The sequence below is a fragment of the Amycolatopsis sp. NPDC001319 genome (assembly GCF_042896185.1).
In the GTDB taxonomy this organism is placed as follows: domain Bacteria; phylum Actinomycetota; class Actinomycetes; order Mycobacteriales; family Pseudonocardiaceae; genus Amycolatopsis.
Genome location: NZ_JBIAWY010000003.1, coordinates 530,492 through 546,273, shown reverse-complemented (window position 1 = coordinate 546,273; position 15,782 = coordinate 530,492). Strand labels below are relative to the sequence as shown.

Below are 15,782 nucleotides of genomic sequence, written 5' to 3'. Positions count from 1 at the left end.
CCCGCCGACTACTTCTTCCCAGCCGACTCAGCTTTCGCCGCCGCCTTCTGTTCCTTCTTGAACGCGCGGACCTCCGCCAGTGTTTTGGCGTTCACCACGTCCGCGATGGAGCGGCGGGACCCGCGGTCACCGTAGGCACCGGCGGCTTCGCGCCACCCCTTCGGCTGCACGCCGTACTGCTTCCCCAGCAACGCGAGAAAAATCTTGGCCTTCTGCTCCCCGTAACCAGGCAGGGCCTTGAGCCGCTTCAACACCTCAGCGCCATCAGGCTTGGGCCGGCCCTCGGTCCAGATCGCCTCGGGGTTGCCGTCGTAGTGCTCCACGAGGAACTGGCACAGCGCCTGCACCCGACGCGCCATCGAACCGCCATACCGGTGGATGGCAGGCGGCGTCACGCACATCTCGACGAACTCCTCCGTGTCGGCCTCCGCGATGCGCCGCACGTCGAAGCCGCCCATGCGGTCGGCGATCTTGCGCGGGCCGAGGAAGGCGACCTCCATGGAGATCTGCTGGTCGAGGAGCATGCCGACGAGCAGGGCGACCGGGTCCTCGCTCAGCAGCTTGTCGGCCTCGGCGTCGCCGCTCAGGTGCACTTCACGCGTCATGCGGTCCATTTTGGCAGGTCGCAACCCAGACGCGCAGCTCCCCGAGTGGGGTGGCACCGTAGGCCAGCGCGGAGGCCAGCTCGTCGCCGCGTTCGTAGCCGACGATCGGCAGACCCGGGAACGCGGCGGCGGCGCCGGCGACCGCGCCGGCCCAGTCGTCGCCGGTGAAGTTCCACAGGCCGACCGCGGCCGGCCCGCGGTGGGCGACGGTCGGGCCGCGGAGGTGGACGAACGAAGGGTCCGGTGACGCCGACGAGGGCCATCCCGACGACGATCGCACCGGGAAGTGCAGCCAGGTCGCCGAGAACAGCACCTCGAAGCCCGGCAGGTCGAGGGACGCGAAGCTGTCCTTCACTGAGCAGCCGGCCGAAGCGTCCACGAAGGGCAAGATGTCGGCGGCGGTGGCGTCCGGCGACAAGGTCACCGCGTCGGGAAAGAGCTCCGGTGTGCGCGCGGGCGCGGTCCAGGCGTGCGGGCCGAAGGTGCCGGAAACCCCGGAGATGCGGCAGAAAACGTCGCACCAAGCCGCGTTCTCCGAGACGGCCGCGGTCAGCGGCGGGCGAACCACAGCACGTCCGGTTCTCCGCGCGGCACCGGGACCGGCACCACGCGCACGTCGGCGAAGCGCTCCCGCAACCGGTCCGTGAACGCGGGAGAGGCGCCGGCACTCCAGACCGCCAGGACGCCGCCCGGGCGCAGCAGGCGGGCCAGACCGTCCACTCCGGACTCGCCGTACAACGAGGCGTTGCCCTCCGTCACCGTCCACTCGGGACCGTTGTCGATGTCGAGGCAGAGAGCGTCGAAGGTTTCACCCGAGGAACGCAGCCACGACACCAGATCCGCCTCCACCAGCGACACCCGGTGATCCTTCAGCGCCGCACCGTGCACGTCGCGGAGCGGGCCCGTGCGGTTCCACGCGATCACCGCCGGCTCGCGCTCCACCACCACAACCGAGCCGACGTGCGGGTGATCGAGCGCCGCCCGCAATGAAAAACCCACGCCCAGGCCGCCGATGAGCACGCGGGCGCCCGGTGCGAGCACGTCGGCGGCCCCGGTCACGAGAAGCCGTTCCGATTCCCCGTTCCGGGTGTCCATCAGGAACACACCGTTCTCGATCACCTCGAGCGCCGCGCCGTCACGGCGGAGCACGAGCTCACCGCCCAACCCGTGGGCCACGTCCAGAACCTCAGCCACCGGGCCAGCTTTTCACAACTGCCCTGTACGCGGCCGCGAGGCGCTCCTACCCTGAACGGCGGAGGTGAAACCCCATGCACGCGACGGTAGGAGACGAGATCCAGGTCCACGGCCGCACGGTGGGGGCCGCCGAGCAGCGCGCCGAGATCCTCGAGGTGCGCGGCCCGGACGGCTCACCGCCGTACGTCGTGCGGTTCGCCGACGGGCACGAAGCACTGCTGTACCCCGGGCCCGACTGCGAGATTGTCACCGACTAGCCGACGGCCACTTCTTCCCGGGCCGCCACGCGACGAGTGCGGCGGGTCTCCCAGAAGAACACCATCACCGCGATCGCGACGGCGCTGAGCACCGCGGCGATCTCCGGCAGCACTGTCGGCCCGGCCGACGTCAGCACCGCGCCGCCGACGATGCCGGAGAGCCCGACGCCGAGGTAGATCGCCGACGCGTTGAGCGAGAGGGCCAGACCGGCGTGCCCGGGTGACAGCTCGATGAGCCGGTGCTGCATCGGCGGGTTGATCGCCCAGGTGATCGTGCCCCACACGAAGAAGGTCACGCCCGCGCCGGCCACGGTCACCGACGTGAACGGCAGCAGCGCCAGCACGACGGTCATCGCGCCCAGCACCAGGAGCACCGGCACGCGTGCACCCCACCGGTCGGCCGCGCGGCCGCCGAGGTAGTTGCCCAGGGCGCCGCCGATGCCGTAGCAGAACAACAGCACCGTGACGGTGCCACCGGTGACGCCGGCCGTCGCGGCGAGCAGCGGCGACGAGAGCGTGTAGACCATGAACGCGCCGAGGCACGCGAGCACCGTCGTGACGAGCAGCGCGACCACGCGCTTGTCGCGCGCCACCGCGAAACGCTCGGCCAGCCGCACCGCGGGCGGCGGTGCGACCCGCGGCAGCACGACTCGCACCGCGACCGCGCCGGCCAGCGACAGCACACCGACGAGCAGGAACGCGGCCTGGTAGTCCCACTGCTGGGAGACCAGGCTGCCCAGCGGCACCCCGAAGATCAACGCGACCGTGAGCCCGCCGAACACCATCGCGACCGCGCGGCCGCGGCGCTCCGGCGTGGTCAGCTCCGCGGCCACGGCACTGGCAGCCGGGGTGAAGACGGCGGCGCCGACGGCCGTGACAACCCGCGCGAGAAGCAGCGTCGTGTACCCCGGCGCGACGGCGGCGAACAGGTTGCCGAGACCGGTGACGACGAGCGCGGCCACCAGGAGCGTCCGGCGCTCCCAGCGCCCGGTGACGGCGGCGAACAGCGGCGAGCCGATCGCGTACGCGATGGCGAACGACGTGACGAGCTGCGCGGCAGCGGTGGCCGACACGTGCAGCTCCGAGACGAGCGACGGCAGCAGCCCGGCGACGATGTAGCCGCTGGTGCCGACCCCGAAGGCCCCGAACGCCAGCACGGCGTTCCGCGAGCGCCCGGTGGTGGAGACGCTGGACATGGTGGTGCCCCCAAGAGGTGAACGGGATTGGTTCGACGAACGTCGTAGTTCGATGACGACCGTACACCGCGGGCCTGACAATTTCGAGGCACGTCGTACTATGGACGCATGCCCGCCACCGCGCACCTGACTCCGCTCGTCCACCCCGAGCGCGACGAGATGACCGTCGAGGCCGTGCTGCGCGCCCTCGCCGACCCGGTGCGCCTGGCGATCGTGCGCCAGCTGGCCCGGACCGAGGCCGAGGTGTCGTGCGGCGGGCTCGAGGTGCCGGTGACCAAGTCCACACTCACGCACCACCTCGGCATCCTGCGCGCCGCGGGCGTGATCGCCGGCCGGCAGGAAGGCACGACGCGGTTCAACTCCTTGCGCCGCAACGATCTTGACGAGCTGGCCCCGGGCCTTCTCGACGGAGTGCTCGCCGCGCGCCGCTGACGGTCGCGCTACGTGAAGAGCCTCACCCGGATACCGGGATGACAAACCCCCACCCCATCGGTTGAACTGGGTTGCAGACAGCACGACGGCGTCGGGGCCGCACACGGCTGTCTTGTTTTTTGCCCTTCGTCTAAAGCGCTTCAGAACGGGGTCTCCCCCGGGCTGAGTAATCGATTTCTCAAGGAAGGAGAGCCGTGCCCGTCGCGTTGCTCGCGCTCGCCATCGGTGCCTTCGGCATCGGGACCACCGAGTTCGTGATGATGGGTGTGCTGCCCCAGGCCGCCGCGGACTTCCACATCGACATCCCCACCGCCGGCTACTTCATCTCCGCCTACGCGCTCGGCGTCGTGATCGGCGCCCCGCTGCTGACCGCGGTGGCCGTGCGGCTGCCGCGCAAGACCATGCTGCTCGCGATGATGGGCCTGTTCACGCTGGGCAACGCCCTGTTCGCGCTGTCGCCGAACCAGGGTTTCGGCATCGCGTTCCGCTTCCTCGCCGGCCTGCCGCACGGCGCGTTCTTCGGCGCCGGCGCGGTGGTCGCCTCGAGCCTGGTGAAGCCGGGTGACCGCGCGAAGGCCGTGTCGATGATGTTCATGGGGCTGACGCTGGCGAACGTCGTCGGCGTGCCGCTCGGGACGTTGCTGGGCCAGCAGGTGGGCTGGCGGGCGACGTTCGGGGTGGTCGCGGTGATCGGCCTGTTCGCCGCAGCCGCGATCGCCAAGCTGGTGCCGCACCAGGGGCGGCCGGCCGAAGCTTCGCTACGCGGTGAGCTGGACGCGTTCCGCCGGCCGCAGGTGTGGCTGGCGCTGGCGATCGTGACGTTCGGGCTCGGCGGGGTGTTCGCGTGCATGTCCTACATCGCGCCGATGCTCACCGACGTCGCCGGCTACTCGCCCGCGGACGTGACGCTGCTGCTGTCGCTGGCCGGGGTCGGCATGACCGTCGGCAACTACCTCGGCGGCCGGCTCGCGGACCGCGCTCTGATGCCTTCGCTGTACGCGGCGATGCTGTCGCTGGCCGTGGTGCTGGGGATCTTCACGCTCACGGCCCAGTCGAAGGTCGGCGCGGCCATCACGATCTTCTTCGTCGGGGTCGCGGGCTTCATGATCGGCCCGATGATGCAGACGCGGATCATGCAGAAGGCCGGCGGCACTCCGTCGCTGGTGTCGGCGGCCGTGCAGTCGGCGTTCAACATCGCGAACTCGATCGGCGCGTACCTCGGCGGTCTCGTGATCGCCGGTGGTCTGGGCCTCGTGGCGCCCAACTGGGTCGGCGCGACGCTGGCCGTGCTCGGGCTGTCGATCGCCGCCGTCTCCGGCTCGCTCGACCGGCGCGACGCCCGCGCGGCCGAGCAACGGGAGCTCGCTCTGGCTTCGTGACCCGGACCAGAGCAGAAATGAGCAGCGGCCCCGCACCTACCCGGTGCGGGGCCGCTGTCGTACGGAACGTCAGGGCGTGGAGTCGAACGGACCGCCGGTGATCGTGAAGGCGATGTACAACACGGCAGCGCACAGCGCCGCGTAGGTGACGATGTCCACGACCTTGCCGCGGATCGCCAGCAAGCCGACGCGGTCCTCCGGCAGCAGCAGCCGCAGCAGCCCGCCCACGAGCAGCGCCGCGCCGACCAGCACCGCGCCCTCGCGCCAGTGGTACTGCAGGATCCGCAGCGCCGCGGCGAGCAGCAGCAGCATGACCAGCCCGAATGGCACGTGGACGGTCCACGACCGTTTCGTGCGGGGCCGGTCGGCGGTCATGGTCACCGGCTCGCGACCGCGCGCTCGGCGGCTTCGACGACGTTCGACACGAGCATCGCGCGGGTCATCGGGCCGACGCCGCCCGGGTTCGGGGACAGCCAGCCCGCGACCTCGGCCACGCCCGGGTCCACGTCGCCGGTGAGCTTGCCGTCGACGTGGGAGACGCCGACGTCCAGCACGGCCGCGCCGGGGGCCACCATGTCGGGCTTGATGATGCCGGGGACACCGGCGGCGGCGATGACGATGTCGGCGCGGCGGACCTCGGCGGCGAGGTCGCGGGTGCCGGTGTGGCACAGCGTCACGGTGGAGTTCTCGCTGCGGCGCGTGAGCAGCAGGCCCATGGTGCGGCCGACGGTGATGCCGCGGCCGACCACCGTCACGCGCGCGCCGTTGAGCTCGACGCCGTGGCGGCGGAGCAGCTCGACGATCCCGTACGGCGTGCACGGCAGCGGACCGCGCTGGCCGAGGACGAGGCGGCCGAGGCTCGTGGGCGCGAGGCCGTCGGCGTCCTTGTCGGGGTCGATGCGCTCGAGGACGCGGTTGGCGTCGAGGTGCTTGGGCAGGGGCAGCTGCACGATGTAGCCGTGGCAGGTCGGGTCGGCGTTGAGGTCGTCGATGACGGCCTCGAGCTTCTCCTGCGAGATGTCGGCGGGCAGGTCGCGGCGGATCGAGTTGATGCCGATCTTCGCGCTGTCCGCGTGCTTCATCTTCACGTACGAGTGCGAGCCCGGGTCGTCGCCGACCAGCACCGTGCCCAGCCCGGGGACGACGCCCCGCTCGGCGAGGGCGGCCACCCGCGGGCGCAGCTCCGCGAAAATGGCGTCCTTGGTGGCCTTGCCGTCCAGAATCTTCGCCGTCACGGTGACCATTCTCGCAAAGCACCGCCCGCGCCCGGACCTCGCCCGGGGCGCACACGCAGCGTGGTCACCGCACCACCCGATCGGCCCGGCGCGTCGCGAGCGGACGCGCAGCGCCACCGGACGTAGACTCGTGGTCACCCCAACGCCGGAGCCCAGTCCCAGCCCGCACGGGTGTGTGATCTTGAGCATCGTGCGTCGACCGAGGTCAGACCGTCCCTGAGTGGCAAAAGACCTATGCGGGGTGCGTTCGCGCGCGCGAACAGTCAAAATGTTCCCGTGGCACAACCGACGACGCAGCTGAACGCGACCGAGCAGGACACACTGGTCAAGCAGATCGGGCTCGCCCTGCTGCGCGCAGCACCGCGCGACTGGCGAAAGGTCACGGTCGAGTACCGGGCCGTCGGCAGGTACCACGAGCTGACGGGCGAGATCCGCACCGAAGACGGCACCGGGCAGGAGTGGGTCGCCACCCACGACATCGCGACGCTCTTCGGCCGGCTGCGCGCGGGTATGTACCGCGACGGCCGCGGCACGTGGTTCAACGCGCGCTATCAGCTCGACCACCCGTCCAGCTACAACCTCGAGTACAACCGCGAGGAGCCCACCTGGCACCTCGCGCCGCCGCCCCAGGCGTACCAGGACGAGCTGCGCATGTTCCCCCGTACGGAGGAGAACGTGCCGGAGTGGCTGATCCGGCGCCTGTCCGGCCTCGGCCCCGAGCAGCCCGGCCCGCACTTCCGCATCGCGCGGATCTTCGACACGATCGGCCCCGCCGGGCGCCCGGTCATCAACCGGCCCGACCTCGACGTCTCCGAGCAGGACCGCCTGCTCGACTACCTCGACCACGCGCCCGTGGTGGTGCAGGATCGCGGCTACGACATCGACCGACTCGCGCAGACGCCCGAGGCGACCGTGCCCGTGGCCTTCCACAGCGACGGGCAGTGGATCTGGCCCGCGGCCGTGAACTTCTACCTGCGCCAGTACGGCGTCTCGCCCGAGCCCGACCTGGTGGAGCACATCCGGTCCAACGGCTTCCAGCTGCCGCAGGTCGACGAAGGCGCGCTGCAGGGTGCCGCCGCATACCTCACGCGGGGCAGCCAGCAGCAGCGGCCGGGTCCGCCGCCGCAACAGCAGCAGCCGCCACAGCCGCCCATGCCGCCCGCTCCCCCGGTGGCCCAGGCGCCGCCGGCCCCGGCGCCCGAAGCCGCCCCGCCGGCGCCGGTCGACGTGCCGCTGGCCGTGCACACGCCGCCCGCCGAGCCGGAGGCGCCGGCCGAACCGCCGTTCGAGCAGGTCTTCGACGGGTCCGGCCCGCAGCACGACGACGGTCCTGGCTTCGAGAACGAGCAGTACCAGGACGAGCACTACGACGAGTTCGGCGACCGCTTCGCCGGTGAAGACCACTTCGAGGACCAGCAGCACCCAGACTTCGAACCCGCCCACGACCAGGCGTCCAACGGTGCCGGGTCGAACGCGGGCACACCGCCGAACGGGGCCGGGGCCGGGGGCGACAACCCGACGCCGGTGGCCGAGCGGACCGCGATGTACGCGCCGGTGGACCCGAACTCCCCACCGCCCGCGCACGAGGAACAGCAGCGCACGGCGATGTACGCGCCAGTCGACCCCAACGCCGCCCCGCCGCAGCGCGAGGAGCAGCGGACGGCCCTGTACGCGCCGGTCGATCCGAACTCCGCCCCGCCCGAGGAGGACGCCGAGCAGACCGCGCTGTACGCGCCCGTCGACGCCGCGGGAACCGAGCAGCCGCTCGAGGAAGAGCCGGTGCTGTTCACCCACACCGACGAACCTTCGCGGCACGAACCTTCCCGCCACGAAGAGCCGGCCGAGCAGCACACCGCGCTGTACGCCCCGGCTGACCGCGGCTCCGAGCAGTACGAAAGCGCTGAACAGTACGAGAACGCTGAGCAGTACGAGAACGCCGGGCAGTACGAGGACGCCCAGTCGTTCGAGGGTGGCCAGCCGCTCGAGAACACGCAGACGTTCGAGAACGGCCCGCACTTCGAAGACGGCCAGTACGACCAGTCCGGCCAGTACCAGGACGAGCAGTACGAGGACGACGAGCACTACGACGAGCAGCCGTACGGCGAAGGCCAGTACGGCGACCAGCCCCACGACGGTGGCGCCCCCGCCGGCCGGGAGCCGGACTTCGACTCGGGCCCGCCGACGGCGATGATCACGCCCGACGAGGGTGTGCCGGGTGTCCTGCCCGTGCCCGAGCTGCCCGTGTCCCCGCGCGCCGGCGCCCGGCCGGAGCCGGCCGCCGAACCGCAGGCCCCGCAGCGGCAGCCGCAGCAGCCGCCGAGGCGGCCGCGTCGCGAGCTGCCGGCCGAACCCGCTTTGGCGAAGCTGCAGACGCGCCTCGACGAGCTCGACGTGCCGGACGCCGCTTACCAGCTGGGTACGCCGACCGAGCGCGGCTGGACCGTGGAGCAGGTGGACGAGGGCTGGCGCGTCGGCTGGTACGACGGCGAGCTGATCAACCCCGCCGTCTTCGGCGACTCCGACGACGCCGCCGCGTTCATGCTCGGCAAGGTCCTGCTGCACCCCGACGGCCACGAGCCGGCCGAGGAGCAGCCGCCCCCGCCGCCGCCCGAGCCCGTCGCCGAGGCCCCGAAGCCGCCGGTGGTGGCGACGCTTTCGCCGGAGGTCGCGACGGGGTCGTTCCCGGTGCGTCCACGCGAGGCCGTGCCGCCGCAGGAGCAGACGGCGTTCACGCCGGCCGAGGAGCTGCTAGGTGACGAGCCGGAGGCCGAGGAGCCGCCGCAGCGGCAGGCCCCGCCGCCCCCGCCGGTTCAGCCGCCGACGCAGGTGACCCCGCCGGTCCAGCCGATGCAGCAGCGCCGGGAGCCCCCGATGCCGCCCGCGCCCCCGGTGGGTGGCGGGCTGGGTCTGCCGACCGGGCCCGGTGTGCCGCCGGGTGCTCCCGTCGGCGGACCGGGTGGACCCGGTGGGCCTGCTGGTCCTGGTGGGCCTGCTGGTCCTGGTGGACCCGGCGGTCCTGGTGGCCCTGGCGGTCCTGGTGGCCCTGGCGGTCCCGGGCTCGGTGGCCCGGCCGGTCCCGGCGGGCCGGGCGGGCCTGGTGCGCCCGTCGCACCGCCGCGCCGGGAGGAGCCGGCGCGGGCCAACGGGTCGTCGCGCGCCGCCGCCGGTGGTGGCGGCAACAACCAGTGGCCGATCGGGCCGCTCTCGGGCGAGCCGCCGCTGACGTTGTTCCGCGGCAAGGAAATGCGGGAGCTGCCCGCGGGCAGCGAGCTCGACCGCTTCGGCGGCCCGAACGGCAACCTGACCTACGCCGCGGGCACGCCGTTCGAGGAGCGTTCGCTGGTGCCGGAGTGGGTGAACCGGCCGTACCACGTGTACCGCGTGCAGCGTCCGCTCGAGACGCTCGCCGGCGTCGCGATCCCGTGGTTCAACCAGCCCGGCGGAGGTTCGGCCTACCTGCTGCCCGCGTCGATCGAGGAACTTCTCGCCGAGGGCGACCTGCTCGAACTCGAGCCGGGCGAACCGCCGATCGACTGAGTCGCTTGTGGACTGAGTTGCTTGCGAAAAGGGGCGGGGCCTTCGGGTCCCGCCCCTTTCACGTGCCGCGGGCGTAGCGGCGCTTGACGCCGACCGGGAAGTACTTCGGGGTCCACGCCGGGACACCGCTCGCCGGCGAAGAACGCCTGGTAGGCGCTGATCACGTCGTCCGGGGGCATCGGCCCATCACGTCTCGGCGGCCGGCGCCCGGTTTCACTTGACGATGAGGCCGTGGGCGGCGGCGAACCCGATGGCAGTCTCGACGTCGACGTAGGCGCCGCGCAGGTCGGCCTGCACGAGGGCGTTGGCGTCGAGGCGGGTGCCGCGCAGGTCGGCGCCGGGGAGCTTGGCGCCGAGGAGGCGGGCGCCGGTGAGGTCGGAGTCGCGCAGGTCGGTGTCGGTGAGGTCGGCCTCGGTGAGGTTGACCTCGCGCATGCGCAGGCCGGACAGGTGCAGCTTGCGCAGGCGGCCGCGGGCGAGCGAGGCCAGCGACAGGTCGCACTCCGTGAGCGCGATGCCGAGGAACCGGCAGTCTACAAAGGACGATCCGAGCAGCGAGCACGAAGCCCACCGGCTGTCGGCGAGCACCGCGCGGTCGAACGTGCAGCTGCGGAAGGCCGAGGCGTCGTGGCGTGAGCCGGCGAGGTCGGCCTTGGTGAAGTCGCAGTTGTCGAACGTGCAGCCGCGCGTGCGCAGGTCACGCAGGTCGGCCTCGGTGAAGTCGCAGCCCGTGAACTGACGCTTTTCCCACCACTGCCCGGAAAGCACGGCGTCGCGGTAGTCCTCACCGGTCTCGATCACCTCGACAGGATGTCACACGGCTTCCGAGGGCCTGGCTCAGCGCCCTGGTCACCGGAAGTCGCGCGACTTCGCCGTGATCCGCAGGGGCAGGGGCTCCAGCTTCTGGGCCCGCACGCTCGCCACGCCGTCCGCCTTCTCGACGACGCCGCGGACCAGCAGGGCGGTGCTGGTGCGCGCGACGCGGTGGAAGCGTTGCCAGAGGCCGAGGGTGCAGACGATGTTGACCATGCCCGTCTCGTCCTCGAGGTTGATGAACGTGACGCCGCCGGCGGTGGCGGGGCGCTGGCGGTGCGTGACGGCACCGCCGACGAGGACGCGGGCACCGTCGGGCTGGTCGAGCAGGCGCGACGCCGGGACGACGCCGAGGGTGTCGAGGTGGTCGCGCACGAACTCCGTCGGGTAGCTGTCCGGCGAGAGGCCCGTGGCCCACACGTCGGCGGCGGCGAGGTCGAGCTCGTCCATGCCGGGCAGCGTCGGCGCGTCGACGCCGGGAGCCGTGCCCGGCAGCTTCTCCGGGCGGTCCTGCGCGACGGCGCCGGCGGACCACAGCGCCTGTCGGCGGTCGCCGCCGAAGCAGCTGAACGCGCCGGCCGTGGCGAGGGCCTCCAGCTGCGGCGCGGTGAGCCGCACGCGGCGGGCGAGGTCGGACATGCTCGCGAACTCCCCGCGAGACCGTTCGGCCACGATCTTCTCCGCCAGCTCGTCGCCGATCAGCCGCACGGTGCCGAGACCGCCGCGCACCGCGCGCAGCTTTCCCTTGTCCGGCAACGGTTCCAGCGTCGCGTGCGGCAGGCTGCGGTTGATGTCGGGGCCGAGCACCGTGACGCCGTGGCGCCGCGCGTCGGCCACCAGCGACTGCGGCGAGTAGAACCCCATCGGCTGCGCGCGCAGCAGCCCCGCGCAGAACGCGTCCGGGTGGTAGTACTTGAAGTACGCGCTCGCGAACACCAGGTACGCGAAGCTCAGCGCGTGGCTCTCCGGGAAGCCGAAGTTCGCGAACGCCTTGAGCTTCAGGAAGATCTTCTCCGCGAGCTCCGGTTCCAGGCCGTTGGCGGTGGCGCCGTCGAGGAACCGCCGGCGCAGCAGCTCCATCTTCCGCTCGGACCGCTTCGACCCCATCGCGTGGCGCAGCTGGTCGGCCTCCGCGGCGGTGAAGTTCGCGACGTCGAGCGCGATCTGCATCAGCTGTTCCTGGAACAGCGGCACGCCCTTGGTCTTGTGCAACGCGTTCGCGAGCAGCGGGTGGTCGTAATCCCACTCCTCGCGCCCCTGCTTGCGCCGGATGTACGGGTGCACCGAGCCGCCCTGGATCGGCCCGGGTCGGATGAGCGCGACCTCCACGGCCAGGTCGTAGAACTCCTCCGGCCGCAGCCGCGGCAGCGTGGCCAGCTGCGCGCGGCTCTCCACCTGGAACACGCCGATCGCGTCGGCGCGGCACAGCATTTTGTAGATGTTGGCGTCCTTGAGATCCAGGTCGGCCAGGTCGATCTTCTCGGCCTTGTAGTCCTGGACGAGGTCGAGCATGTAGTGCAGCGCCGACAACATGCCCAGGCCCAGCAGGTCGAACTTCACCAGCCCGGCCGCCGCGCAGTCTTCCTTCTCCCACTGCACCACGCTGCGGTTCTCCATCCGCGCCCACTCCACGGGCACGACCTGGCTCACCGGCTCCTGGCAGATCACCATGCCGCCGGAGTGGATCCCGAGGTGGCGCGGAAAGTCTTCGAGCGCGAACGCGAGCTGCACGACGTCGTCGGGGATGTCGTGGTCGTGGTCCTTTTCGGTGCTGCGCAACGCTCCCCAGCGGTCGATCTGCTTGCTCCACGCGTCCTGCTGGCCGGGTGAGTAGCCGAGCGCGCGGGCGGCGTCGCGGATCGCCGAGCGGGCGCGGTAGGTGATCACGTTGGCGACCTGCGCGGTGTTGAGGCGGCCGTGTTTGGCGAAGACGTACTGGATGGCCTCTTCACGGCGGTCGGACTCGATGTCGAGGTCGATGTCGGGGTAACCGTCGCGGTCGGGGGCGAGGAAGCGTTCGAAGAGCAGCTTGTACTTCACCGGGTCGACCTTGGTGATGCCCAGTGCGTAGCAGACGGCGGAGTTGGCGGCCGAACCGCGACCCTGGCAGAGGATGGTGTTGTCGTGGCAGAAGCGCACGATGTCCCAGACGATCAGGAAGTAACCGGGGAAGCCGAGGTCTTCGATGATCTTCAGCTCGTGCTCGATCTGGGCGTACCCGGCGGCTTCGTCCTCCTTGCCGAGGTAACGCTCTTCGGCACCCTTCATCGTGAGCTCACGCAGGTACGTCGTCTCGGTGTGGCCCTCGGGCACGTCGAACGGTGGCAGCTCGGGCGCGAGGAGCTCCAGCTTGAACGAGCATTCGACGCCCAGCAGCGCCGAGCGTTGGACGGCGCCGGGGTATCGCCGGAAGCGCTCGGCCATTTCGGTGCCGGAGCGCAGGAAGGCGGCGCCGTCGCTGGGTAGCCAGCCTTCGAGGTCGTCGATGCTGCGGCGCGCGCGGATCGCGGCGACGGCGTCGGCGAGCCGGCCGCGTTCGGGGCGGGCGTAGTGCGCGGCGGTGGTGGCGACGGTGGGCAGGCCGAAGTCGTTCGCCAGCTCGGCGAGGAGGTCGTTGTGGGTGCTGTCGAGGGGCTGGCCGTGGTCGAAGAGCTCGACGTAGACGTTGTCGCGGCCGAAGAGCTCCACGAGTTTTCGCAGCTGAGTGGCCGCGGCGGCCGGTCCTTCGTTCAGCAGCGCCTGCCGGACGGAGCCTTTGCGACAACCGGTGAGGACGGCGCACTGACCGGTGACTTCCTCGGCGACGGCCCGCAGGTCGTAGATGGGGCGACCTTTTTCGGCGTGCTCTTGGTCTGAGGTGTCGGTGCTGTCGTAGCCGCGCAGCTGGCCCGCGGTGATGGCGCGGCACAGGCTTCGATAGCCGTCGTCGCCGCGCGCGAGCAGGAGCAGGTGCTCGCCTTCGGGGTCGGCGACGCCGTTCTGCGGCGCGGAGAGGCCGAAGCTCAGCTCGGTGCCGAAGACCGTGGCGACGCCCAGCTCCTTCGCGGCTTCGGCGAAGCGGACGACGCCGTACATGCCGTCGTGGTCGGTGAGCGCGATGGCGTCGAGGCCGAGCCGCGCGGCTTCCTCCACGAGCTCCTCGGGGTGGCTGGCGCCGTCGAGGAAGCTGAAGTTGGAGTGGCAGTGCAGCTCGGCGTACGGCACGCGCGGCCCCGACTCGACCTCGCTGCGCGGCGGCAGCACGTCGGCGGGGCGGCGGTAGACGTCGCGTTTGCGGCCCCACGCCGGGCTGTCGCCGTGGTCGCCGGGCGGCACTTCGCCGTCACCGCTCAGCGCGCGGGCGAGGTCCTGCCAGGGGACGGGCGGGTTGTTCCAGCCCATCTAGTCGTTTTCGGGCGACTTGCGGGGGCTCGGGATGAGCAGGCTGGTGTTCTCTTCCATCAGTCGTAGATTCCTTCCACTGTCCACACAGGATTTTCGGTGCCGGAGCACAGGACGAGCACGGCTTCGTCGGCGTCGTCGCGGCCGGTGGCGGCCAGGAGCAGCTGCAGGCGGGCCTGTTGCGGCGTGGCCGCGCGTCGGCTGGCCGCGACAGGCCACGGCCCGGCCCAGTCGAGGACCGTCCGCGGCGGCCCGCCCGCCACGCTCAGCCGGCACGGCGGCGCCGTGAGCTGCTTGCGGCTGGTGATGCCGACGGGCACACCCTGCTCGTCGACGACCTGCACCGGCACGGGTTGTTCGAGCACCGTCGCGGGTGACGGCGCGGGCAGGCGGCCCGGCCATGTGGCGTCCGGCGGCGAGACGGGCTCGCGCGGGTCGCCCCACGGGATGAGGCGGACGCGGCCGGCGGGGTCGCGACCGCCGTCGAGGATCGGGGTGACGACGCCTTCGGGGCCGAGCAGGCCCTGCACGCGCACGAAGGCGCGGGCGGCGCGTTCGGTGGTGAGCTCGTCGTCCTCGCTGCGGTTGCCGCCGTGCCAGAGGCCGAGCTGCAAGGACTTGCCCTCGACCGTTTCCTCCGGCTCCAGCCGCAGCCGCGCGACGCCCGAGGTGGGCCGGTTGCCCTTCAGCCAGCCCTCGAACTGCCAGCGCACGCGGTCGGCGACCCCTTGGGGCGTCAGGGGTTCCGCGCAGCGCCAGACCCGGCCGAGCTGCTCGCCGTCCTCGGTGGTGGCGTAGATGCCGAGGCGCGTGCACGCCAGGCCGCGGTCGGCGAGGGCCGCGTGGAACCGCGCGCCGAGGTTCTTGGCGAGGAACGCCGCGACGTCGATGCGCTCCAGCACCGGGTCGAACTCCTCGGTGAGCGTGAGGTCGGCCGGCGGTTTGCGGCGCAGCGGCGGGCGCTCCGACAGCCCGCGCGCCAGGCGGTGAGCGAGCACGCCGTCGAGGGCGAAGCGGGACATCACGTCGCGTTCGGTCAGCTCCGCGAACGCCCCGAGCGTCTTGAGGCCCAGGCGCGTGAGCAGGTCGACGAGCTCCTTGCGCTCGACGTCGGGCTGGTCCAGCTCGGCGACACGCAGGGGCGCGAGGAACTGCGCGGTTTCCCCGGGCGGCACGAACTCACCGTGCCGGGCCGCGATCGTGGCCCCGAACAGCCCTTCCGCCACCCCGACCTGGCATTCGACGCCCGCCACCGCGGCCACCTGGTCCAGCAGCTTCTCCGCGAGCGGGTGCTCGCCGCCGAAGTAGCCCGCCGCGCCCGCCACGGGCACCGCGATCAGCCCCGGCCGCACCACCTCCAGCCCGACGACCAGCTCCTCCACGGCCCGCGCGACGTTCTCGAACAGCCGCGCGTCCCGCCCGTCGTCCACGCCGAACACACCCAGCTCGGGACACTTCGACTCCGCCTCCCGCCGCCGCATCCCCCTCCGCACGCCGTTCCTGCGCGCCACCGCCGTACACGCCACGACCCGGTTGGCGAGAAACACCGCCGCCGGCCTGGTGAGCGGCGCACCCACCGCGGCCACCGCCGCGACGGCAGGCCAGTCGGGGCACCACAGGACGAGCATCCGGGTGGGGAGGTTGGCGGTTCTGGGTGGTTCCCGGGTGATGGTCATCCGGCCACCTCGATTTGTCCGATGCGGACGGATGTCACGCGAGTTCCCCAGCTCTGCACCTGACCTGCTGCGGCGGA

The 15,782-nt window shown here is 71.8% G+C and carries 13 protein-coding genes; 4 read left to right on the top strand and 9 right to left on the bottom strand.

Annotated elements, in window-relative coordinates:
* Positions 1-8: 8 nt before the first annotated feature.
* Genes ACFY1H_RS13110 through ACFY1H_RS13100 form a run of 3 tightly spaced genes read right to left on the bottom strand, consistent with a single transcriptional unit; the run spans position 9 to position 1,799 of the window.
* On the bottom strand, positions 9-605 hold the full coding sequence (locus tag ACFY1H_RS13110; protein WP_366575611.1) for an HhH-GPD-type base excision DNA repair protein: 597 nt from the start codon (positions 603-605) through the stop codon (positions 9-11).
* On the bottom strand, positions 595-1,173 hold the full coding sequence (locus ACFY1H_RS13105; protein WP_366575613.1) for a hypothetical protein: 579 nt from the start codon (positions 1,171-1,173) through the stop codon (positions 595-597). Before ACFY1H_RS13105 ends, ACFY1H_RS13110 begins: the two co-directional genes overlap by 11 nt.
* Positions 1,155-1,799 carry a spermidine synthase gene (locus ACFY1H_RS13100; protein ID WP_366575615.1) on the bottom strand — a complete coding sequence of 215 codons (645 nt, stop codon included), beginning with the start codon at positions 1,797-1,799 and terminating at the stop codon, positions 1,155-1,157. Before ACFY1H_RS13100 ends, ACFY1H_RS13105 begins: the two co-directional genes overlap by 19 nt.
* Before the next feature lie 74 nt (positions 1,800-1,873).
* Here ACFY1H_RS13100 and ACFY1H_RS13095 point away from each other — a divergent pair, with 74 nt between their 5' ends.
* Positions 1,874-2,056: a DUF1918 domain-containing protein gene (locus ACFY1H_RS13095; protein WP_220246197.1), complete on the top strand. Its 183-nt coding sequence runs from the start codon at positions 1,874-1,876 to the stop codon at positions 2,054-2,056.
* On the opposite strand, the gene ACFY1H_RS13090 is transcribed toward ACFY1H_RS13095, so the two are convergent.
* Positions 2,053-3,252, bottom strand: coding sequence for an MFS transporter (locus tag ACFY1H_RS13090; protein ID WP_366575617.1), 1,200 nt, complete (start codon positions 3,250-3,252; stop codon positions 2,053-2,055). The two genes, ACFY1H_RS13095 and ACFY1H_RS13090, sit on opposite strands and share 4 nt — an antisense overlap.
* A gap of 108 nt (positions 3,253-3,360) precedes the next feature.
* Between ACFY1H_RS13090 and ACFY1H_RS13085 the strand changes: the two genes are divergently transcribed.
* Together ACFY1H_RS13085 and ACFY1H_RS13080 are read left to right on the top strand one after the other, a co-directional pair.
* Positions 3,361-3,684 (top strand): metalloregulator ArsR/SmtB family transcription factor, encoded by a 324-nt coding sequence (locus ACFY1H_RS13085; protein ID WP_366575619.1) that lies wholly within the window; start codon positions 3,361-3,363, stop codon positions 3,682-3,684.
* Between the two features lie 194 nt (positions 3,685-3,878).
* Positions 3,879-5,063, top strand: coding sequence for an MFS transporter (locus tag ACFY1H_RS13080; protein WP_366575621.1), 1,185 nt, complete (start codon positions 3,879-3,881; stop codon positions 5,061-5,063).
* Positions 5,064-5,132: 69 nt separating this feature from the next.
* Here the strand turns inward: ACFY1H_RS13080 and ACFY1H_RS13075 are convergent, their stop codons facing one another.
* Both ACFY1H_RS13075 and ACFY1H_RS13070 read right to left on the bottom strand, forming a co-directional pair.
* Positions 5,133-5,438, bottom strand: coding sequence for a DUF3017 domain-containing protein (locus tag ACFY1H_RS13075; protein WP_386946478.1), 306 nt, complete (start codon positions 5,436-5,438; stop codon positions 5,133-5,135).
* A gap of 2 nt (positions 5,439-5,440) precedes the next feature.
* Positions 5,441-6,298 (bottom strand): bifunctional methylenetetrahydrofolate dehydrogenase/methenyltetrahydrofolate cyclohydrolase, encoded by an 858-nt coding sequence (locus tag ACFY1H_RS13070; RefSeq protein ID WP_386946476.1) that lies wholly within the window; start codon positions 6,296-6,298, stop codon positions 5,441-5,443.
* Positions 6,299-6,574: 276 nt separating this feature from the next.
* Between ACFY1H_RS13070 and ACFY1H_RS13065 the strand changes: the two genes are divergently transcribed.
* Positions 6,575-9,835, top strand: coding sequence for a glycohydrolase toxin TNT-related protein (locus ACFY1H_RS13065; protein ID WP_386946475.1), 3,261 nt, complete (start codon positions 6,575-6,577; stop codon positions 9,833-9,835).
* A 213-nt stretch (positions 9,836-10,048) separates the two neighbouring features.
* Here ACFY1H_RS13065 and ACFY1H_RS13060 read toward each other — a convergent pair whose 3' ends face one another.
* The 3 genes from ACFY1H_RS13060 to ACFY1H_RS13050 are packed head-to-tail and all read right to left on the bottom strand — an operon-like array spanning position 10,049 to position 15,657.
* On the bottom strand, positions 10,049-10,636 hold the full coding sequence (locus ACFY1H_RS13060) for a pentapeptide repeat-containing protein (protein WP_366575628.1): 588 nt from the start codon (positions 10,634-10,636) through the stop codon (positions 10,049-10,051).
* Positions 10,637-10,684: 48 nt separating this feature from the next.
* Positions 10,685-14,029 carry an error-prone DNA polymerase gene (locus ACFY1H_RS13055; protein ID WP_366575630.1) on the bottom strand — a complete coding sequence of 1,115 codons (3,345 nt, stop codon included), beginning with the start codon at positions 14,027-14,029 and terminating at the stop codon, positions 10,685-10,687.
* Positions 14,030-14,088: 59 nt separating this feature from the next.
* Positions 14,089-15,657: a DNA polymerase Y family protein gene (locus ACFY1H_RS13050; RefSeq protein WP_386946877.1), complete on the bottom strand. Its 1,569-nt coding sequence runs from the start codon at positions 15,655-15,657 to the stop codon at positions 14,089-14,091.
* Positions 15,658-15,782 lie beyond the last annotated feature (125 nt).

Bases quoted from the DNA above. Each gene is read 5' to 3' on its own strand.
- ACFY1H_RS13110 (WP_366575611.1), bottom strand. From the start codon at position 605: ATGACGCGTGAAGTGCACCTGAGCGGCGACGCCGAGGCCGACAAGCTG.
- ACFY1H_RS13095 (WP_220246197.1), top strand. From the start codon at position 1,874: ATGCACGCGACGGTAGGAGACGAGATCCAGGTCCACGGCCGCACGGTG.
- ACFY1H_RS13090 (WP_366575617.1), bottom strand. From the start codon at position 3,252: ATGTCCAGCGTCTCCACCACCGGGCGCTCGCGGAACGCCGTGCTGGCG.
- ACFY1H_RS13085 (WP_366575619.1), top strand. From the start codon at position 3,361: ATGCCCGCCACCGCGCACCTGACTCCGCTCGTCCACCCCGAGCGCGAC.
- ACFY1H_RS13075 (WP_386946478.1), bottom strand. From the start codon at position 5,438: ATGACCGCCGACCGGCCCCGCACGAAACGGTCGTGGACCGTCCACGTG.
- ACFY1H_RS13055 (WP_366575630.1), bottom strand. From the start codon at position 14,029: ATGGGCTGGAACAACCCGCCCGTCCCCTGGCAGGACCTCGCCCGCGCG.
- ACFY1H_RS13050 (WP_386946877.1), bottom strand. From the start codon at position 15,657: ATGCTCGTCCTGTGGTGCCCCGACTGGCCTGCCGTCGCGGCGGTGGCC.